Origin of the sequence: Sphingomonas sp. CCH21-G11 (assembly GCF_001555965.1) — a bacterium.
In the GTDB taxonomy this organism is placed as follows: Bacteria; Pseudomonadota; Alphaproteobacteria; order Sphingomonadales; family Sphingomonadaceae; genus Sphingomonas.
Genome location: NZ_LSHX01000004.1, coordinates 1 through 17234 on the forward strand (window position 1 = coordinate 1; position 17234 = coordinate 17234).

General features: G+C 68.2%; 14 protein-coding genes and 1 tRNA gene. 5 read left to right on the top strand and 10 right to left on the bottom strand.

What is annotated here, in order from left to right:
* Positions 1 to 33 precede the first annotated feature (33 nt).
* Genes AX676_RS01135 through AX676_RS01145 form a run of 4 tightly spaced genes read right to left on the bottom strand, consistent with a single transcriptional unit; the run spans position 34 to position 4584 of the window.
* Positions 34 to 1953, bottom strand: a complete 1920-nt coding sequence (locus AX676_RS01135) for an acetyl/propionyl/methylcrotonyl-CoA carboxylase subunit alpha (RefSeq protein WP_066481381.1) — start codon at positions 1951 to 1953, stop codon at positions 34 to 36.
* Positions 1950 to 2435 carry a hypothetical protein gene (locus AX676_RS01140; protein WP_066481373.1) on the bottom strand — a complete coding sequence of 162 codons (486 nt, stop codon included), beginning with the start codon at positions 2433 to 2435 and terminating at the stop codon, positions 1950 to 1952. Before AX676_RS01140 ends, AX676_RS01135 begins: the two co-directional genes overlap by 4 nt.
* Positions 2432 to 3043 carry an endonuclease domain-containing protein gene (locus AX676_RS18495; RefSeq protein ID WP_331709946.1) on the bottom strand — a complete coding sequence of 204 codons (612 nt, stop codon included), beginning with the start codon at positions 3041 to 3043 and terminating at the stop codon, positions 2432 to 2434. The genes AX676_RS01140 and AX676_RS18495 overlap by 4 nt, the downstream gene beginning before the upstream one ends.
* Entirely contained in the window at positions 2929 to 4584 is a 1656-nt protein-coding gene (locus AX676_RS01145; RefSeq protein WP_066481668.1) for a carboxyl transferase domain-containing protein, read from the bottom strand. Before AX676_RS01145 ends, AX676_RS18495 begins: the two co-directional genes overlap by 115 nt.
* Positions 4585 to 4722: 138 nt before the next feature.
* On the opposite strand from AX676_RS01145, the gene AX676_RS01150 reads away from it, so the two are divergent.
* On the top strand, positions 4723 to 5070 hold the full coding sequence (locus AX676_RS01150; protein ID WP_066481370.1) for a hypothetical protein: 348 nt from the start codon (positions 4723 to 4725) through the stop codon (positions 5068 to 5070).
* Between the two features lie 34 nt (positions 5071 to 5104).
* On the opposite strand, the gene AX676_RS01155 is transcribed toward AX676_RS01150, so the two are convergent.
* The gene (locus tag AX676_RS01155; RefSeq protein ID WP_066481367.1) at positions 5105 to 5395 is read right to left on the bottom strand and encodes a VOC family protein; all 291 of its coding nucleotides are present in this window, start codon (positions 5393 to 5395) and stop codon (positions 5105 to 5107) included.
* 144 nt (positions 5396 to 5539) lie between these two features.
* On the bottom strand, positions 5540 to 6688 hold the full coding sequence (locus AX676_RS01160; protein WP_066481364.1) for an isovaleryl-CoA dehydrogenase: 1149 nt from the start codon (positions 6686 to 6688) through the stop codon (positions 5540 to 5542).
* Between the two features lie 270 nt (positions 6689 to 6958).
* Between AX676_RS01160 and AX676_RS01165 the strand changes: the two genes are divergently transcribed.
* The 3 genes from AX676_RS01165 (at position 6959) to AX676_RS01175 (ending at position 11950) form a co-directional block, all read left to right on the top strand.
* Complete coding sequence (locus tag AX676_RS01165; RefSeq protein WP_066481358.1) at positions 6959 to 8830, top strand: ABC-F family ATP-binding cassette domain-containing protein; 1872 nt, start codon at positions 6959 to 6961, stop codon at positions 8828 to 8830.
* A gap of 276 nt (positions 8831 to 9106) precedes the next feature.
* Positions 9107 to 11800 carry a M14 family zinc carboxypeptidase gene (locus tag AX676_RS01170; RefSeq protein ID WP_082731332.1) on the top strand — a complete coding sequence of 898 codons (2694 nt, stop codon included), beginning with the start codon at positions 9107 to 9109 and terminating at the stop codon, positions 11798 to 11800.
* 76 nt (positions 11801 to 11876) lie between these two features.
* Positions 11877 to 11950, top strand: a tRNA-Gly gene (locus AX676_RS01175).
* Positions 11951 to 12234: 284 nt separating this feature from the next.
* Here AX676_RS01175 and AX676_RS01180 read toward each other — a convergent pair.
* Complete coding sequence (locus AX676_RS01180) at positions 12235 to 12540, bottom strand: hypothetical protein (protein WP_066481356.1); 306 nt, start codon at positions 12538 to 12540, stop codon at positions 12235 to 12237.
* A gap of 300 nt (positions 12541 to 12840) precedes the next feature.
* Positions 12841 to 13170: a nuclear transport factor 2 family protein gene (locus tag AX676_RS01185; protein WP_066481665.1), complete on the bottom strand. Its 330-nt coding sequence runs from the start codon at positions 13168 to 13170 to the stop codon at positions 12841 to 12843.
* 96 nt (positions 13171 to 13266) lie between these two features.
* Here AX676_RS01185 and AX676_RS01190 point away from each other — a divergent pair, with 96 nt between their 5' ends.
* On the top strand, positions 13267 to 14178 hold the full coding sequence (locus AX676_RS01190) for a LysR family transcriptional regulator (protein WP_066481354.1): 912 nt from the start codon (positions 13267 to 13269) through the stop codon (positions 14176 to 14178).
* Between the two features lie 124 nt (positions 14179 to 14302).
* On the opposite strand, the gene AX676_RS01195 is transcribed toward AX676_RS01190, so the two are convergent.
* Both AX676_RS01195 and AX676_RS01200 read right to left on the bottom strand, forming a co-directional pair.
* A complete protein-coding gene (locus tag AX676_RS01195) occupies positions 14303 to 15925 on the bottom strand; it encodes an ATP-binding cassette domain-containing protein (protein WP_231726550.1) in 1623 nt (540 codons plus the stop codon).
* The coding region (locus AX676_RS01200) for an ATP-binding cassette domain-containing protein (protein ID WP_066544055.1) at positions 15922 to 17234 on the bottom strand (1313 nt) is incomplete at its 5' end. The genes AX676_RS01200 and AX676_RS01195, both read right to left, overlap by 4 nt.

Consider the following 17234-nt stretch of genomic DNA (forward strand, 5'->3'; position numbering starts at 1 on the left):
GGGGCGGGGCTTTGGCCTGGCGCGCGCCGACGGTCACGCCGCCGCCTCGATCCGCACCAGCACCGCATCGACCTGAACCTGCGCGCCGGCGGTGGCGTTGAGTTCGGCCACCACCCCGTCGAACGGCGCGGTCAGCGAATGCTCCATCTTCATCGCTTCCAGGGTGAGCAGCCGCTGGCCCTTGGTGACGCTGGCCCCGGCCGCGACTTCAACCGCCGTGACGCGGCCCGGCATGGGCGCGAGGATCGCACCGCCCGCGGAGGTTGCCGCGGCCAAAACGTTTGCGAAGCGCGTGAAAGTAAACGCAGCACCGTCCTCGAAGAAAACCGCATCTGACCGACCAAGTATCGAGCCGCTGCTCACTTCATAGTTTTCAGCCCGATCATACAGGGTCAAGTCATAGGAAAATCGCGGCAAACGCTGGCCATCCAGATAAATTTCAATGCCGGTCTCGCGATCACGATTCAGCCTGAAGCCCGCCAACCCACGTGCAAAGTCTAAAGTTCTTGGCCGCCACGCTTCGGGTTCAGCCCACCCGTCGAAGAATAGGCTTTCGCCCACCTCTTGCAGCAGAGGGTCACTTGGCGTTGGCGCAGCAAGCAGCAAGTCCGCGTGGTGATCAATAAAGCCAGTAGAAATTGTGCCTTCGCTGAAATCATGATGGGTGCAAAGCCGCTTCAAGAACCATGCGTTCGTTCTCACCGGATAGCAAAGCACCTCGCCGCACGCGTGCGACAGATTGGTGATTGCGCTCTCGCGGCTTGCGCCATGCACGACAATCTTGGCAATCATCGGATCATAGAATGGCGAGACCGCGTCGCCCTCAACCACCCCAGTTTCGATCCTCGCATGGCGTGGAAGATCAAGCGTGTCCAACCGCCCCACGCTCGGCAAAAACCCCTTGGCCGGGTCCTCCGCATAGAGCCGCGCCTCGATCGCCCAGCCGTTGATGCTCAGCTCCTCCTGCCGCTTCGGCAGCTTTTCGCCGCTGGCGACGCGGAGCTGCCATTCGACCAGGTCGACCCCGGTGATCTCCTCGGTCACGGGATGCTCGACCTGAAGGCGTGTGTTCATTTCCATGAACCAGGTGCGGTCGGCGCGCAGGCCCTCGCTCGCGTCGGCGATGAACTCGATCGTGCCCGCGCCGACATAGTCGACCGCCTTTGCCGCGCGGACCGCGGCGGCGCAGATCGCTTCGCGGGCTTCGGAGGTCATGCCGGGCGCGGGGGCTTCCTCGATCACCTTCTGGTGGCGGCGCTGGAGCGAGCAGTCGCGTTCGAACAGGTGGACGACGTTGCCATGGGTGTCGCCGAACACCTGCACTTCGATGTGGCGCGGCGACAGGATGTATTTTTCGATGATGACGCGGTCGTCGCCGAAGCTGGAGGCGGCTTCGCGCTTGCAGCTTGCCAGCGCGTCGGCGAAGTCGGCGCTGGCGTCGACGCGGCGCATCCCCTTGCCGCCGCCGCCCGCCACCGCTTTGATGAGCACGGGATAGCCGATCTTGTCGGCTTCGGCCGCCAGCACATCGGGCGACTGATCCTCGCCCAGATAGCCCGGCGTCACCGGCACGCCGGCGTCCGCCATCAACCGCTTGGCCGCATCCTTCAGCCCCATCGCGCGGATCGATTGCGGCGTCGCCCCGACCCAGATGAGGCCAGCGGCCGCCACGGCCTCGGCGAACTCGGCATTTTCGGACAGGAAGCCATAGCCGGGGTGGATCGCCTGCGCGCCAGTCGCCTGCGCCGCGGCGATGATCCTGTCGCCGCGCAGATAGCTCTCGCGTGCCGGCGAAGGGCCGATATGGACGGCCCCGTCTGCCTGGCGGACGTGTAGCGCGTTCGCATCGGCATCCGAATAAACCGCGACGGTGCGGATACCCATCGCGCGTGCGGTGCGGATGATGCGGCAGGCGATCTCGCCGCGATTGGCGATCAGCAGCGACTGGATCATGGTTCGGGGCATTCCGTGGTGCGCTGGGTCCAGGTTACGCTTTCGATGCGCCAGCGGCCCTCGGCGCGGGTCAGGCTGTAATGGTTGGTGCCGCAATGATTGCGCTTGCCGTCGATCAGGAAGATGTAGGGTGCCCACACCATCGCCATGTCGCCGTCGATTTCGATCGCCGGGCGGAACTGGCGCTCCTCGACCCGGTCGGTCGACTTGGCGACCATCGCCGCGAACTCGGCGAAGGTGCGGCGGCGCGTCGTGCTGGTGCCGTCGGGGGCGATGACGACGCCGGTCGCCGCCGCCTCCGGCCGCGCGGCCTGGGCCAGGATGGTGGGCGCGTCGTGGGTAGCGAGCGCACCGAGCATCCGGTCGATCGGGGCCATCACCGCAGCTTCCTCCGTCCCCGGCGGGGGCAGCGCGGTGCCGCGCTCGGGCGGCGGGGTGGCGGCCGACTGGAGGAGCAGGAGCGGGAGCAAATACATATTCATCGGCTGGCCTTCTTTACCTCCCCGGAATGGGGAGGGGGACCGTCCGCAGGACGGTGGAGGGGTGCGCGCGCTGCACAGGCGGTAACGATTGCGGTTACGACGTCATCGACGGATCGAAACACTTCACGCGCAGGAATGCGGAGCGTTTGGAACCCCAGCGATTCCAGTTTGACGTCTCTTTGGGCATCCCGCGCCGGCCGGTTGCCGCGATCATGCGCCTCGCCGTCAATCTCGATCGCCAGGCGCGCCGACAGACAGGCAAAGTCGAGGCTGTACGCACCAATCGGATGCTGCCGGCGGAACCTATAGCCCCCGGGTCGCAACCGCAGGGCACGCCACAGCATGACCTCGGGCGGGTTCCCGGACCGGCGTTCGCGGCGGGCGAGCTGGATGGTTTGCCGGGTTGTGGCGAAGACCCCTCCACCCCCCGGCTGCGCCGGGCGGTCCCCCTCCCCGTTCCGGGGAGGTGACGCGTGAGGCGTAGTCCCGTCGCTCACATCCGGAACACGCCGAAGCCGCGATCCTCCACCGGGGCCGCCAGCGTTGCGGCGAGTGCCAGGCCCAGCACGTCGCGGGTCTGGACGGGGTCGATGATGCCGTCGTCCCACAGCCGGCTGGTCGCGTGCCAGGGATTGCCCTCGTCCTCATAACGCTGGCGGATCGGGGCCTTGAAGGCTTCGGCTTCCTCCGGCGACCATTGGTCCGCGTCGCGGTGAACCGTCGCCAGCACGCTGGCGGCCTGTTCCCCGCCCATCACGCTGATCCGGCTGTTGGGCCAGGTGAACAGGAAGCGCGGGCCATAGGCGCGGCCGCACATGCCGTAATTGCCCGCGCCGAAGCTGCCGCCGATCAGCACGGTCAGCTTGGGCACCGTGACGGTCGCGACGGCGGTGACGAGCTTCGCGCCGTGCTTGGCGATCCCCTCCGCCTCATATTTGCCGCCGACCATGAAGCCGGAGATGTTCTGGAGGAACAGCAAGGGCACGCCGCGTTGCTGGGCGAGCTGGATGAAGTGCGCGCCCTTGACCGCGCTTTCGCTGAACAGCACGCCGTTGTTGGCGAGGATCGCGACCGGCATCCCCCAGATATGCGCGAAGCCGCAGACCAGCGAGGGGCCGTAGAGCGCCTTGAATTCGTGAAACTCGGATGCGTCGACCAGCCGCGCGATCACCTCGTGCACGTCATAGGGCGCGCGGACGTCGGTGGGGAGGATGCCGTAGAGGTCTTCGGCAGGGTATTTGGGGGGCCTTGGCGTCTGAAGCCCGTTCGTGTCGAGCGAAATCGAGACGCGCTTCTCGACTGCGCTCGAAGCGAACGGGTTGGGAGATCGGGCGAAGGGACCGCGCAGATGGCTGACGATATCGCGTACGATGGTCAGCGCATGCGCGTCATTCTCGGCGACATGATCGACCACGCCCGACTTGCGGCCGTGCAGGTCGCCGCCGCCCAGATCCTCGGCGCTGATCTCCTCGCCGGTCGCGGCCTTGACCAGTGGGGGGCCGGCGAGGAAGATCGTGCCCTGATTGCGCACGATCACGCTTTCGTCGGACATGGCGGGGACGTACGCACCGCCGGCGGTGCAGCTGCCCATCACGCACGCGATCTGGGGAATGCCGCGCGCGGACATGTTCGCCTGGTTGAAGAAGATGCGGCCGAAATGGTCGCGGTCGGGAAAAACATCGGCCTGGTGCGGCAGATTCGCGCCGCCCGAATCGACCAGGTAGATGCACGGCAAGCGGTTCTCGATCGCGATTTCCTGGGCGCGCAGATGCTTTTTCACCGTCATCGGGAAATAGGTGCCGCCCTTCACCGTCGCGTCGTTGGCGAGGATCATCACCTGCCGGCCCGACACCCGGCCGATGCCAGCGATCAGCCCCGCGCCGGGGACTTCGCCGTCGTAAAGGTCGAAGGCAGCGAGCTGGCCGATCTCGAGAAAGGGCGAGCCGGGATCGAGCAGCCGTTCGACCCGGTCGCGGGGCAGCAGCTTGCCGCGCGCGACATGCCTGGCGCGGGCGCTCTCGCTGCCGCCGAGCGCGGCTTGCGCGACATCGGCGCGGAGCTTCTCCGCCAGCGCACGATTATGTGCGGCGTTGGCGGCAAAGGCCGCATCATTCGCGGCAATCCGGGTTTCGAGCACCGGCGCGCTCATCATGGCATCCCCTGTGGTTTTGACGCTGACTAGCTGGCGCGCCCGCGCATGGGAAGCCCGCCGCATCGCTGCCGATTGCGTACCGTACCGACCCGGGCTAGAGAAATGTAGCAAGTGCCACATTCTGGGGAAACGAGGATGGCCCTGTTCCGGTTGTTGCTGCTGGCGATGCTGGCGGTGATCCTGGTCTATACCGGTTGGGTCGGCGCAACGCATGGCTGGAATCTGATCCCCCAATTCTTCGCCGCGATCGCGCGGATGGATTGGCAGGGGCAGTTCAACCTCGACTTTCTGGGCATGTTGACGCTGTCGGCGACCTGGACCGCGTGGCGCAACCGTTTCGGCGTGCGCGGGCTGGGGCTGGCGGCGCTTGCCTTCTTCTTCGGCACGCCGTTCCTGGCCATCTATCTGACGGTGCTGATCGCACGCCACCGCGGCGACATGGTCACCGTGCTGCTGGGCGACGCGCGCGCGGCCGCGGCCTGAGACGGGATGCGGACGGACGCCGCCGCGCCGCAACTCAACGCGCTACCGGCGGATCAAAATGCACCAGTTCCAGCTTCAGCCCGTCGGGATCGGCAAAGAACAGCGCGTAATAGCGCGGGCCATAGCGCGGATAGTCCATCGGCTGGTCGAGAATGACGGCGTCGATCGAAACCAGCAGCCGGTGGAGCCGGTCGACTTCCTCTCGGCTGTCGCTGGCCCAAGCGAGATGATGCAGGCCCGGCGCATATCGGTCGTGGCCTTGCCCCCGGCCATCGCCCCCGCGCCGCCACGATGCCGATCGAATGGAACGGCGTGCCCGGATCACTGCGCCCCAAGTCCCAGTCGGTGCCGCCTGGATGATCGGCGCTGCGCCGATAGCCGAGAAAACCGAGCACCACATCGTAGAACCGGCGCGAGGCGTCGAGATCGCTGACCGTCAGGTCGATATGATGCAGGAGGCCGGTGATGGTCATCCGCCCCCGATCAGCTCGCGGCCGATCAGCATCCGGCGGATTTCGTTGGTGCCTGCGCCGATATCGAGCAGCTTGGCGTCGCGCATGTAGCGTTCCACCGGCCAGTCCTTGGTATAGCCCGCCCCGCCCAGCGCCTGGATCGCCTCCAGGCTGACCTTCACTGCATTCTCGCTGGCGAGCAGGATCGCGCCGGCGGCGTCGAAGCGCGTCGTGCGGCCCGCGTCGCAGGCGCGCGCGACTGCATAGACATAGGCACGTGCCGAATTGAGTGCGACATACATGTCGGCGACCTTGGCCTGGATCAGCTGGAAACTGCCGATCGCCTGGCCGAACTGCTTGCGCTCGCGCACATAGGGGATGACGACGTCCAGGCACGCCTGCATGATGCCGAGCTGGATGCCGGCGAGCACCGCGCGCTCATAGTCGAGGCCGCTCATCAGCACGCCGACCCCGCCATTTTCGGGGCCCATCACATTCTCGTCGGGCACTTCGCAATCGGTGAAGACCAGTTCGGCGGTCGGCGATCCGCGCATGCCCAGCTTGTCGATCTTCTGCCCGATCGCAAAGCCCACCATGTCCTTTTCGATCAGGAAGGTGGTGATGCCGCGCGACCCCTCCCCGGTCTTGGCATAGACGACCAGCGTGTCGGCATAGGCGGCGTTGGTGATCCAGAATTTGGTGCCGTTGAGCACCCAGCCGCCCTGGACGCGATCGGCCTTGAGCTTCATCGACACGACGTCGGAGCCGGCATTGGCCTCCGACATCGCGAGGCTGCCGACATGCTCGCCCGACAGCAGCTTGGGCAGGTATTTCGCCTTCTGCTCGGAGTTCGCCCAGCGCGCGATCTGGTTGATGCACAGGTTGGAATGCGCGCCGTAGCTCAAGCCCACCGAAGCCGACGCGCGGCTGACTTCCTCGCACGCGATGACGTGCTCGAGATAGCCGAGCCCGAGCCCGCCATCCGCCTCCGCCACGGTGATGCCGTGCAGGCCGAGCGCGCCCATTTCGGGCCAAAGATCGCGAGGAAACCAGTCCTCCGCGTCGATGCGCTGCGCGAGCGGTGCGATACGGTCGGTGGCGAAACGCTGCGTCGTGTCGCGGATCATGTCCGCGGTTTCGCCCAGCGCGAAGTCAAAGCTCGACATCTCTCATCCTCGGTTCTGGTGTTGGCGATCGTTTAGCCGATCCCGGCGGCATTGGAAGGTTGAAGGTCGCGGACGGCCGGCGCTTTCGCGATCATGGCGCGGGTGCCGCCCGGCGCAGATGCAGGATCCGTCATCACCGTTGCACATGGACCCCGCGTCAGGCCCCGGGGTGACGGGGTGGTGTTGCATCAAATCCGTCATGCCGGGCGGGGACCGGCACTTACGCGCGGGGTGGCTAAACCGGGCCGGGCCGGGCTATGGCGCGCGGACATGCTGAACCTGACCGACATCACCGTACGCCTGGGCGGACGCACCATCCTGGACCGCGCGAGCGCGAGCCTGCCGCCGGGGCGGCGAATCGGCCTGATCGGGCGCAACGGCGCGGGCAAGACGACGCTGGTGCGGGTCATCGCCGGGATGCTGGAGCCCGATACCGGCAGCGTCGATCGCCCGCGCGGCAGCCGCATCGGCTATATCGCGCAGGAAGCGCCCGGCGGCGACGCGACCCCGATCGACACCGTACTGGTCGCCGATACCGAGCGCGCGGCGCTGCTCGAGGAGGCCGAGCATCCCGACAGCATCGACCGGCTGGGCGAGATCCACGAACGGCTGAACGCGATCGACGCGCATTCCGCCCCCGCGCGCGCCGCCCGCATCCTGGTCGGGCTGGGGTTCGACGAGGACGCGCAGAACCGGCCGCTGGAAAGCTTTTCGGGCGGCTGGCGGATGCGCGTCGCGCTCGCCGCGCTGCTGTTTTCCGCGCCCGACCTGCTGCTGCTCGACGAACCGTCCAACCACCTCGACCTGGAGGCGGTGATGTGGCTCGAATCCTTCCTGAAATCCTATCCGGCGACGATCCTGCTGATCAGCCACGAGCGCGATTTCCTGAACAATGTCGTCGATCACATTCTGCATCTGGAGCGCGGCAAGCTGACGCTCTATCCCGGCGGTTATGACGCGTTCGAGCGCCAGCGCGCCGAACGCCAGGCGCAGATCGCGTCGGCGCGCGCCAAGCAGCAGGCCGAGCGCGAGAAGCTGCAGGACTATATCGCCCGCAATTCGGCACGCGCGTCGACCGCGAAACAGGCACAGTCGCGTGCCAAGGCGCTGGCGCGGATGCAGCCGATCGCCGAGCTGGTCGACGACCCCTCGCTCAGCTTCGACTTTCCCAGCCCCGACGAACTGCGCCCGCCGCTGATCACGCTTGATACCGCCGCGGTCGGCTATGGCGAAACGCCGATCCTGCAGCGGCTGAACCTGCGCATCGACCCCGACGACCGCATCGCGTTGTTGGGCCGCAACGGCAACGGCAAGACGACGCTCGCGCGCCTGCTCGCAGCGCAGCTCGCGCCGATGGACGGGGCGATGAACGCCAGCGGCAAGATGAAGGTCGGCTACTTCACCCAATATCAGGTCGAGGAGCTCGACCGCAGCGAGACCCCGCTCCAGCACATGACGGTGGCGATGCCAGGCGCGAGCCAGGGCGCGGTGCGCGCGCAGCTCGGCCGCTTCGGCTTTGCCGGACAAAAGGCCACGACCGAGGTCGGCCGGCTGTCGGGCGGCGAGCGGGCGCGGCTGGCGCTGGCGCTGATCACGCGAGATGCGCCGCACCTGTTGATCCTCGACGAGCCGACCAACCACCTGGACGTCGACGCGCGCGAGGCGCTGATCCAGGCGCTCGCCGCCTATGACGGCGCGATGGTGATCGTCAGCCACGACCGCCACATGCTGGAGATGACCGCGGATCGGCTGGTGCTCGTCGACGGCGGCACCGCGCGCGAATTCGACGGTTCGATCGACGATTACATCGCCTTCGTGCTGGAAAAGGACGGCGCGGGGCCGACGCGGGGTGGATCGAAGATCGACCGCAAGGAAGCCCGCCGCGCCGCCGCCGAAGCGCGCGAACAGGGCAATGCGCTGAAGAAGCGCGCGCGCGAGGCGGAGGCCGAGCTGGCCCGGCTGACCGAACGGCGGGGCGCGATCGACCGCGCGATGTTCGATCCGTCGACCGCCGCGCCCGAGCTTGCCAAGCTGACCATGACCGAACTGATGAAGCGCCGCGCCGACGTGGAGGCACAGATCGAAGCCGCCGAGGCGGCGTGGCTGGCGGCGAGCGAGGCGCTGGAGGGCATCGCGGCCTGAGTTGCGGGGCGGGGATTGGCGGCGCTCGATTTGGCCGGCCACCCCGCACCTTTCACCGCCCCACCCCACGGCACGCGCAAATGTGGGATCGTGGCGGCGGTCCGCGCCACCCTGTCGCGGGTCCGACCCGGCGGCGCGGTGGACCCCGGCACGAGGCCGGGGTGACGGGGCTCTTGGCCATCGGGGTCGCGGGCCGAGCGGCTTAGCCCCTTGCCACCCCCCGCGCGCAGGCTAGGTTTGCGCGGACACGGAACCGGGTTCAGACGGGGGATATCGATGCGAACGGGCAATTGGGCGCTGGCGCGGCTTGCGCGCGCGGGCGTGGCGCTCATGCTGGCGATCACCGCGGCGGGCCTGGCTGGGCCGGCGCGGGCGCAGGGGCTGCTCGACATCGCCTATGACCCCGCGGTGCCGACGCTGGAGCAGGTGGTCGGCCACCCGACCGGCGCGGCGATCACCCGGCCCGAGGACATCGTCCGCTATCTGGAGGCGCTGGAAAAGGCCGCGCCCGAGCGGGTGCGGATCGTGCGCTATGCCCGTTCCTGGCAGGGCCGGCCGCTGATCTATGCCGTCATCGCCGCCCCGGCGACGATCGCGCGGCTGGACGCGGTCAAGCAGGATGTCGCACGGCTGAGCGCGGGCGCGGCGCTGAGCCCCGCCGAAACGCGTGCGCTGATCGACCGCACGCCGGCGGTCGCCTGGCTCGGCTTCGGCATCCATGGCGACGAGATCACGCCCCCCGACAGCGCGCTGGCGCTGGCCTATCACCTGCTCGCCGCGCGCGGCGATCCGCTGGTCGACCGCATCCTGGCCGAGACCGTCGTCATCATCGATCCCGCGCAGAACCCCGACGGGCGCACCCGCTTTGTCCACAGCTTCTCCGAAGCGCTGGGGCTGGCGCCGCAACCCGACCGCTATACCGCCGAACACGACCAGCCCTGGCCCGGCGGCCGGTTCAACCATTATCTGTTCGACATGAACCGCGACTGGTTTTCGGCGACCCAGCCGGAAACGCGCGGGCGCGTCGCGGCATTTCGCGAATGGAACCCGGTGGTCTTCGTCGATTCACACGAAATGGGCGGCGACAGCACCTATTATTTCGCGCCCGCGGCCGACCCCTACAACCCGCTGATCGCGCAGAGCCAGCGCCGGACCCAGGAGCTGTTCGGGCGCAATCGCGGCGCGTGGTTCGACCGGCTGGGCATCCCCTATTTCACGCGCGAGGTCTATGACGCCTTCTACCCCGGCTATGGCGACATGTGGCCGACGCTCAACGGATCGATCGCGACGACATTCGAACAGGGCTCGCCGCGGGGGCTGGTGTTCGAACGGCGCAACGGCGAATTGCTCAGCTATCGCGACGGGGTGTTCAACAACTTCGTCGCCGCGCTCGCGACGCTGGAGACGCTGGCGGGCAATCGCGACCGGCTGCTGAACGAATATGCCGCCTATCGCCGCGCCGCGGTGGAGGAAGGCGCGCGCGCCGGCGACCGTTATTACGTGTTCGACCGCGCGGTGCGCCGCGGTCAGGCCGAGCGGCTGGCGGCGACGCTGGCCGCCCAGGGCATCGCGGTCAGCCGCCTGCCCGCCGGCACCGCGTGCGGGCGCAACTATCCCCAGGGGATGCTGGTCGTCGACAAGGCGCAACCGACCGGGCGACTCGCCCGCGCGCTCCTCGACCGCAACGTCGCGCTGCCCGCCGATTTCGTCGCGCGGCAGGAGGAACGGCGCAAGGCGGGGCTTGAGCACATGCTCTACGACGTCACCGCCTGGGCATTGCCCCTGATGGAGGGGGTGGCGATCACGTCGTGCCGCGGCGTCGACCTGGCGGGCGCGACGCCGGTCGATCCCGACGCCCCCCCGCCCGCGCTCGCGACGATCGGCAGCGGGTTCGGCTATGCGGTGCCGTGGAGCGACGCCGGGCAGGCGCGCTTCATCATCGCCGCGCTGGCCGAGGGGCTGAAGGGCGCGAGCACCGACCAGTCCTTCACCGTCGCAGGCCGCGAATACGGCAAGGGCACGGTGATCTTTCCCGCCGCGGGCAACCCCGCTGATCTCGCCGCGCGGCTCCAGGCACTGGCGGCCCGGCACGGCGCGGAGGTGGTGACGCTCGCCGACAGCTGGGTCGAGGACGGCCCCAATTTCGGCAGCCGGTCGTTCGCCGCGCTCAAGCTGCCGCGGATCGCGATGGCGTGGGACGACGGCACCAGCCCAAGCGGCGCGGGACCGGCGCGCTGGACGCTGGAGCGCAAGCTGGGGCTGGCCGTCGCGCCGATCCGGGTGCGCAATCTGGGCGCTGCGCGGCTGTCGGATTATGACGTGATCGTGCTGCCCGAAACGAGCGGGCGGTTCGCCGCGCTGCTCGGCAGCCGCGGGACGGAGGCGATCAAGGGCTTTGTCGATCGCGGCGGCGTGGTGGTGGCGCTGGGTTCGGCGAGCGAGGCGCTGGCGGGCGACGGGCTCAAGCTCCTGTCGACCGTTACCGAAAACAGCTGGCGCCCCGACGATGGCAAGGACAAGCCAAAGGACCCCAAGGCGGGATCGCGAATCGCCGACCGGGGCGAATATGAGAAAGCCATCGCCGACCCCAATGCCGCGCCCGACGAGGTGCCCGGCGCGCTGGTCACGGTCGAGGCCAATCCCGAGCACTGGCTGGCATCGGGCTATCGCGACGCCGCGGTGCTCGTCACCGGGACCGAGATCTTCAAGCCGGTGAACGCCGCCGACGGCACCAACGTGTTCAGCTTTGCTGCCGCCGACAAGCTGGTCGCCAGCGGCTATCTGTGGGAGGAGAACCGGCTGCAGCTCGCCTTCAAGCCGTTCGTCATCAGCCAGCCGCGCGGCGACGGCCTGGTCATCGCCTTTACCCAGAGCCCGACGACGCGCGGCTATCTGGGCGGGCTCGACCTGCTGCTTGCCAATGCGGTGCTGCTCGCGCCCGCCCGCGCCGAAGCGGGAACGGCGCGCTAGCCCGGCGCAGCACCCGCATCCGTCGCGCACGGACGGTTGACCGCGCGGCCGCGCACGTGGCATGGCGACGCCGCGCGCGGGTGTAGCTCAATGGTAGAGCAGAAGCTTCCCAAGCTTACGACGAGGGTTCGATTCCCTTCACCCGCTCCATTTCCCTGTTCGGCGCTGTTCGCCCAAGCTGGACAATCCCCGGAAATCTGGGGTTTTTGATGGCGCACAGGCCGTGCCCGTCCACCGTTGTTCAGCCCCGGTCGCAAGTTGCTTGGGGTATAATTGGGGGGACGCCAGAACAAGCTGGGGGTAAGCTCTGGCGGCTGAAATATCGGCATTCTGGCAAAGTGAAACGGTTGACCTTCGATGCCTATCCGGAGGTGACGCTGGCCGCCTCGGCATTGGCGAGCATCGTCACGTGCCCGTTTCCACCGAAGACGCGATCAAGCGTGTAGCTGAGAAGATACGAACTTGCCTGGCGTCCCCCCCTCCGCGTTGTCGATCACCAGCAAGTCCTGCGAACCGACTGCAAAGGGCAGACGCTGCGCCGCATTGAGCGCCCCGGTCTCCGCGACCAGAGCCGCTGCTGTTCGCCGCTCCCGGGCGTAAAAGGTATAACAGCCGCTCAGATAGAGCGCCGGGAACAGCAGCCAGACCGGCCGCGCTTTGCCGGACAGAACCTCGATCGCGATGCCCGCCATGCCGAGGTTGATGAGCACCGCCGACCAGAACGGTGCCGCCAGGATCATCAGGAAGATGCCTGTGAGCGGGAACCACTGCAGTAATTAGACGCCAACGGTGACCACGAAGAACCAGAGCGACGCCGGACGCCGACGGGTAGGGGAGGAAATGACGCCATCTCCAATACCCTAACCGAAGAAATCTTGCGAAAATTCCAACCTATGAAGCGCTGCTTGCGGCAGCGCGTTTCGATATCTTCCGCAGGTTTTGACCGTGCCGAGATGATCGAGTGCGACACGCCCAGCGCCCGCTCGTCCGTAGGGGCCGCGACCCGCTGCCGGCGAACTCTGTCGGGTTCGATGCGATGGTCACACCTTGGTCTCCAGCGTCTCGATAGCGCCGTCCGCCAGGGTGAAACGATAGTTGAAACGAAGCGGGCTGCCCGGAAAGTCGCCATGTGCGGGTCCTTCGACGACGATATCGCCCTCTTCCTCCCGAACGGCGTCGGGCACGAAGATCGCCTTCACCGAAATGACTTCCTGCTCGAACAGCTCGCGGATCGCCGCCTCGCCCTGGAAGCGCTTGCCGTTGTCGATGAACAAGGCGTCGCGCCGGAAAGGCTTCATCATGCCGTCGAGATCGAGACGAGCATTAGCCTCGACGAAATCAGCGATGGGTCTGGGTAGTTCGATGGACATCATAATCTCCTCGATGGTGACGAGGGTGATTTAGCGATGGACATTGCCGGCGATAATCGAGACAAATTGGCATAGCGTATCACGAAAATCGGGATAATGAGCCGCCATTCATTGATCGAGCTTGAGGCGGTCCTGGCCATTGTTCGCTGTGGCTCGTTCCGTGCGGCGGCGGTCGAGCTCGGCTTATCGACGACCGCAATCAGCAATGCCGTTGGCAAGCTGGAGCGAGAGCTTTCCGTCCGCCTGTTCAACCGCACCACGCGCAGCGTCTCGCTGACCCATGCGGGGCGGATCTTCGTGGCACAGATCAGGCCGGCGCTCGAAAGCATTCAGAAGGCCATGAACACGGCGCGTTCGCAGCAGGAGACGCCGTCCGGAACGCTGCGCATCAACGCGTTCGCGACGGCAGCGCGCGAGATCATGGCGCCGCTGGTGCTGACCTATCTGCAGCGCTATCCGCGGGTCCATATCGACATCGTGACCGAAGGGCGGCTCGTCGACGTGGTGGCGGCGGGTTTCGATCTGGGCGTACGGAGCGCCGATCTGGTACCCAGCGATGCGATCGCCATTCCCCTCGGGCCAGCGCGGCGCATGGCTGTGGTCGCCGCGCCCGGATTTTTCGAGGGGCGAGCCGTGCCGCAGGTGCCGCAGGAGCTTCTCGCTTACCCTTGCCTTCGCATCCGCCTGCCCAACCGCGCGCTGTTCCGGTGGTGCTTCGCGAAAGCGGACGAGGATCTGCAGCTCGATGTCGAGGGCCCGCTCACCCTTGACGAAGCATCGCTGGCGCGGATCGCGGTGACCAACGGTGCAGGGATCGGTTACTTCATGGAAGCCGATGTGCGCGAGGATATCGCCGCCGGGCGGCTTGTTCGCATTCTGGACGATTGGACGCCGCCGCTGGCCCCGCTGTGCGTCTATTATCCCAGTCGCCGTAATCCTTCTGCGGCCTTCCGCGCGTTCATCGAACTGGCGCGCGAGGCTGCGGCCGGGCGTCTCGAACAGCCGTGATTGGCGGGTTTTGGGGTTGCTACGCCGGACACGCAAACGACCGGGATCAGGGCGCAATGTGGTTGGGCAGCGGTTGCGCCGTTGCTAATCACTCCGCCACCGCGGATCCGAAGCCCCGATGCTCTTACATCGCATACGGCTTGGCTAGAACTTTGGAGGGATCGATCGACGGCATGACTTGAATGTCGAAGGTCATCGTCGCGAGTGCGAGCGGCGCGCGGCGGTGTGAGACCAGAATCAGGCCGGTCCGCGTCGCGTCCAGCCACGCCGCCAGCCGCGCGACCAGCACCTGTTCGGTGGCGCGATCAAGGCCCTCGCTCGGCTCGTCGAGGAGCATCCATGGGCGCTCGGCCAGGATCGCGCGGGCGATCGAAAGCCGCTTGCGCTCGCCGCCGGACAACAGGCCACCCGCTTCGGCGAGCGACGTTTCCAAGCCGGCCGGGAAGGCGCGGACGCGATCGGCGAGACAGGCCGCCTCCAGCGCCGCCCACATGGCGGGTTCATCGACGCCCGGGCGGGCCAGCCGGAGATTGTCGGCGATCGATCCGGCAACGAGCATCGGCGCCTGTGGCGCGAGCGCAAACTGCGCTGCCAGATCGTCGAACGGGCAGTCCCCCACCGCGACGCCGCCGACCTGAAGCGCGTGCACTGGCCGACGCAGTCCTGCCAGCGCCTCGATCAGCCGCGTCTTGCCGGCGCCGGAGGGCCCGGTGATCGCGATCCGGTCGCCGGGCGCGAGCGGGTGGTCGCCGATCTGGAGCGGCAGGGCCTCTACCCGCTCGCGTCGAGCGTGGAACGGCATACCCTCGAGCGTCGCCAGCTGGCCCAGCCGGCTCAACGCCTGCTCAACGCTGGCCTGGGCGACGGCGGTGCGGGCGAAGGCCGCCATCGCCTCGATTGCGGCGACCGCGGCGAGCAGGGCGAGGGCGGTGATCGGCGCCGGCCCGCGGCTGACTGCGAGCATCGCGGCAGCGGCCACTGCGCCATAGACGGCGAACAGCGCGGCGACTTTCGCCTCGCCGAGGAACAGCGCCGCGCGGGCGCGATCGGCCTCGGCGGCGATCGCCTCGATCACCTCGGTCGTGCGCGCCGCGAGGCCGTAGGCGATGATCTCCGGCCGGGCGGCGGCATAGTCGACGAAGCGGGTGCGCAACTGCCCCAGCGCGTCGGCCGCCGCCTCGGCCGGGGCGCGCGTCCAGCGGGTGGCAGCGGCGCGCAGGACGATCGGCAGCGCCGCGAGCAGCAACGCCAGCACGATCGCCGCCGCCCATCCCGCCAGCGCTGCCAACACGACCGCGGCGAGTGCGGCGATCAGGCTCGCCGGACGGGTCGGCCGGCGCACGATCAGGTCCTCCAGAGCGGCGATGTCGCCGATCAGCCGCGCGCTGGCGTCGCCGCTCGACAGCGCCGGCGCGGTGCGTGGATCCTGCGCGGCCAGCGTGCCGAACAGCATGCCGCGCCAGTCGGCAATGGCGTCGAGCGCCGCCTGGTGGCCGAGCAGCCGCTCGCCATAGCGGCCGGCGGTGCGGACGATCGCGAGTCCCCGGATCGCCGCGCTCGGCAGCAGATAGTTGAACACGGCGACCGAAGCCGCACCCGCCGCCCCGGCGATCGCCGCGCCGGTGAGGAACCAGCCTGACAGCGCCAGCAACAGCACCGCCGCCACCCCGGCGCACGCGGCGAAGGCCAGCGTCGCGCGCAGGCGGCGGCGCACCGCAGGGCCGATCGCGAAGTCGATCGCCTTCACAGCCGCACCTCGCGATCGGCCACCGCAACCAGCGTCGGATCGTGCGTCGCGACGATCAGGGCATGGCTGCTCGACAGCGCGCGAAGCAGCGCGATGATCGCTTCGGCGCTGCTGGAATCGAGATCGGCGGTCGGCTCGTCGGCGAGGATCAGCGGCCTGCCGGCGAGAATCGCCCGTGCGAGCGCGAGCCGCCGCCGCTCGCCGCCCGAAAGCCCGGAACCGAGATGATCGAGCGGAAGATCGAGCCCGATGCCACGCCGTGCCAGCATCGGTGCCAGGCCGACCCCCGCCACCACCGCCGCCAGTTCGTCGTCGCCTGCCGGCCGCGCCAGCGCCAGATTGTCGCGCAGGCTGCCCGGCAGGATCAGTGGCCGCTGCGCCGCCCAGGCGATGTCGTCGGCCGCGACAGGCGTGATCGATCCTGCCGACAGCCGGACCTGCCCGGCGATCGCCGCAAGCAGGCTGGTCTTGCCGCTGCCGGTCGGGCCAGTGAGCGCAACCAGGCCGTGGATGCCGATCGCGAGATCGACCGGGCCGATCGACTTGCCCGGCCAGTCGATCCGCGCGCCTTCGACCGCCAGCCCCGCAAAGCGCCCGGCCCGCGCGCGCGGCAGGACTTCGGGCAGCTCGGCGAGCGCCAGCTCGGCTGCCTCGCCGAGCTGCTTTTCATGATAGGCGGCGGCGAGCCGGCGCATCGGCAGGTAGAATTCGGGTGCCATCGCCAGCGCGAACATCGCCTCGCGAAAGGTCAGCGTCTCGGGATCGGGGAACGGCAGCAGGCCGAGCAGGCTGAAACCGCAATAGACGGCGACCAGCGCGACGGAAAGCGCAGCGAAGAATTCGAGCACCGCGCTCGACAGGAAGGCCGCGCGCAACACCGCCATCGTTCGGTCGGCGAGATCATGGGCGGCGGCGTCAACCTGCCGGGCGATCCGCTCCTCGGCGCGGAAGTGGCGGATGATCGGCAGCGTCCGGATGCGATCGACGAACAGCGCCGACAGCTGCGCCATCGCCGCGAGCTGACGCTCCGATGCCTGGCGGGCGAGCGTGCCGGCCAGGATCATGCCGATGACGAACGGCACCAACGTCGCCAGCAGGATGCCCGCCGCCACCAGGCTCGCCAGCGCGACGATCGCGATCGTGATCAGCGGCGCGATCGCGACGGCGAAGCGGATCGGCGCGTAGCGGGCGTGGAACAGCTCGATCGCCCGGCTATGATCGAGCGCCAGCGTCGCCGCCTCACCGATCGCGACGGGTGCCGGCCGATGCGCTGGTGGCGCTGATCGGCGGCGGGCTGATGCGCGGCGCG

Excerpts from the sequence above, each read along its gene's own strand:
- AX676_RS01160 (WP_066481364.1), bottom strand. The coding sequence starts at position 6,688 with ATGTCGAGCTTTGACTTCGCGCTGGGCGAAACCGCGGACATGATCCGC.
- AX676_RS01145 (WP_066481668.1), bottom strand. The coding sequence starts at position 4,584 with ATGAGCGCGCCGGTGCTCGAAACCCGGATTGCCGCGAATGATGCGGCC.
- AX676_RS01190 (WP_066481354.1), top strand. The coding sequence starts at position 13,267 with ATGAGCCGCCATTCATTGATCGAGCTTGAGGCGGTCCTGGCCATTGTT.
- AX676_RS01180 (WP_066481356.1), bottom strand. The coding sequence starts at position 12,540 with ATGATCCTGGCGGCACCGTTCTGGTCGGCGGTGCTCATCAACCTCGGC.
- AX676_RS01165 (WP_066481358.1), top strand. The coding sequence starts at position 6,959 with ATGCTGAACCTGACCGACATCACCGTACGCCTGGGCGGACGCACCATC.
- AX676_RS01135 (WP_066481381.1), bottom strand. The coding sequence starts at position 1,953 with ATGATCCAGTCGCTGCTGATCGCCAATCGCGGCGAGATCGCCTGCCGC.
- AX676_RS01170 (WP_082731332.1), top strand. The coding sequence starts at position 9,107 with ATGCGAACGGGCAATTGGGCGCTGGCGCGGCTTGCGCGCGCGGGCGTG.
- AX676_RS01185 (WP_066481665.1), bottom strand. The coding sequence starts at position 13,170 with ATGTCCATCGAACTACCCAGACCCATCGCTGATTTCGTCGAGGCTAAT.
- AX676_RS01150 (WP_066481370.1), top strand. The coding sequence starts at position 4,723 with ATGGCCCTGTTCCGGTTGTTGCTGCTGGCGATGCTGGCGGTGATCCTG.
- AX676_RS01140 (WP_066481373.1), bottom strand. The coding sequence starts at position 2,435 with ATGAATATGTATTTGCTCCCGCTCCTGCTCCTCCAGTCGGCCGCCACC.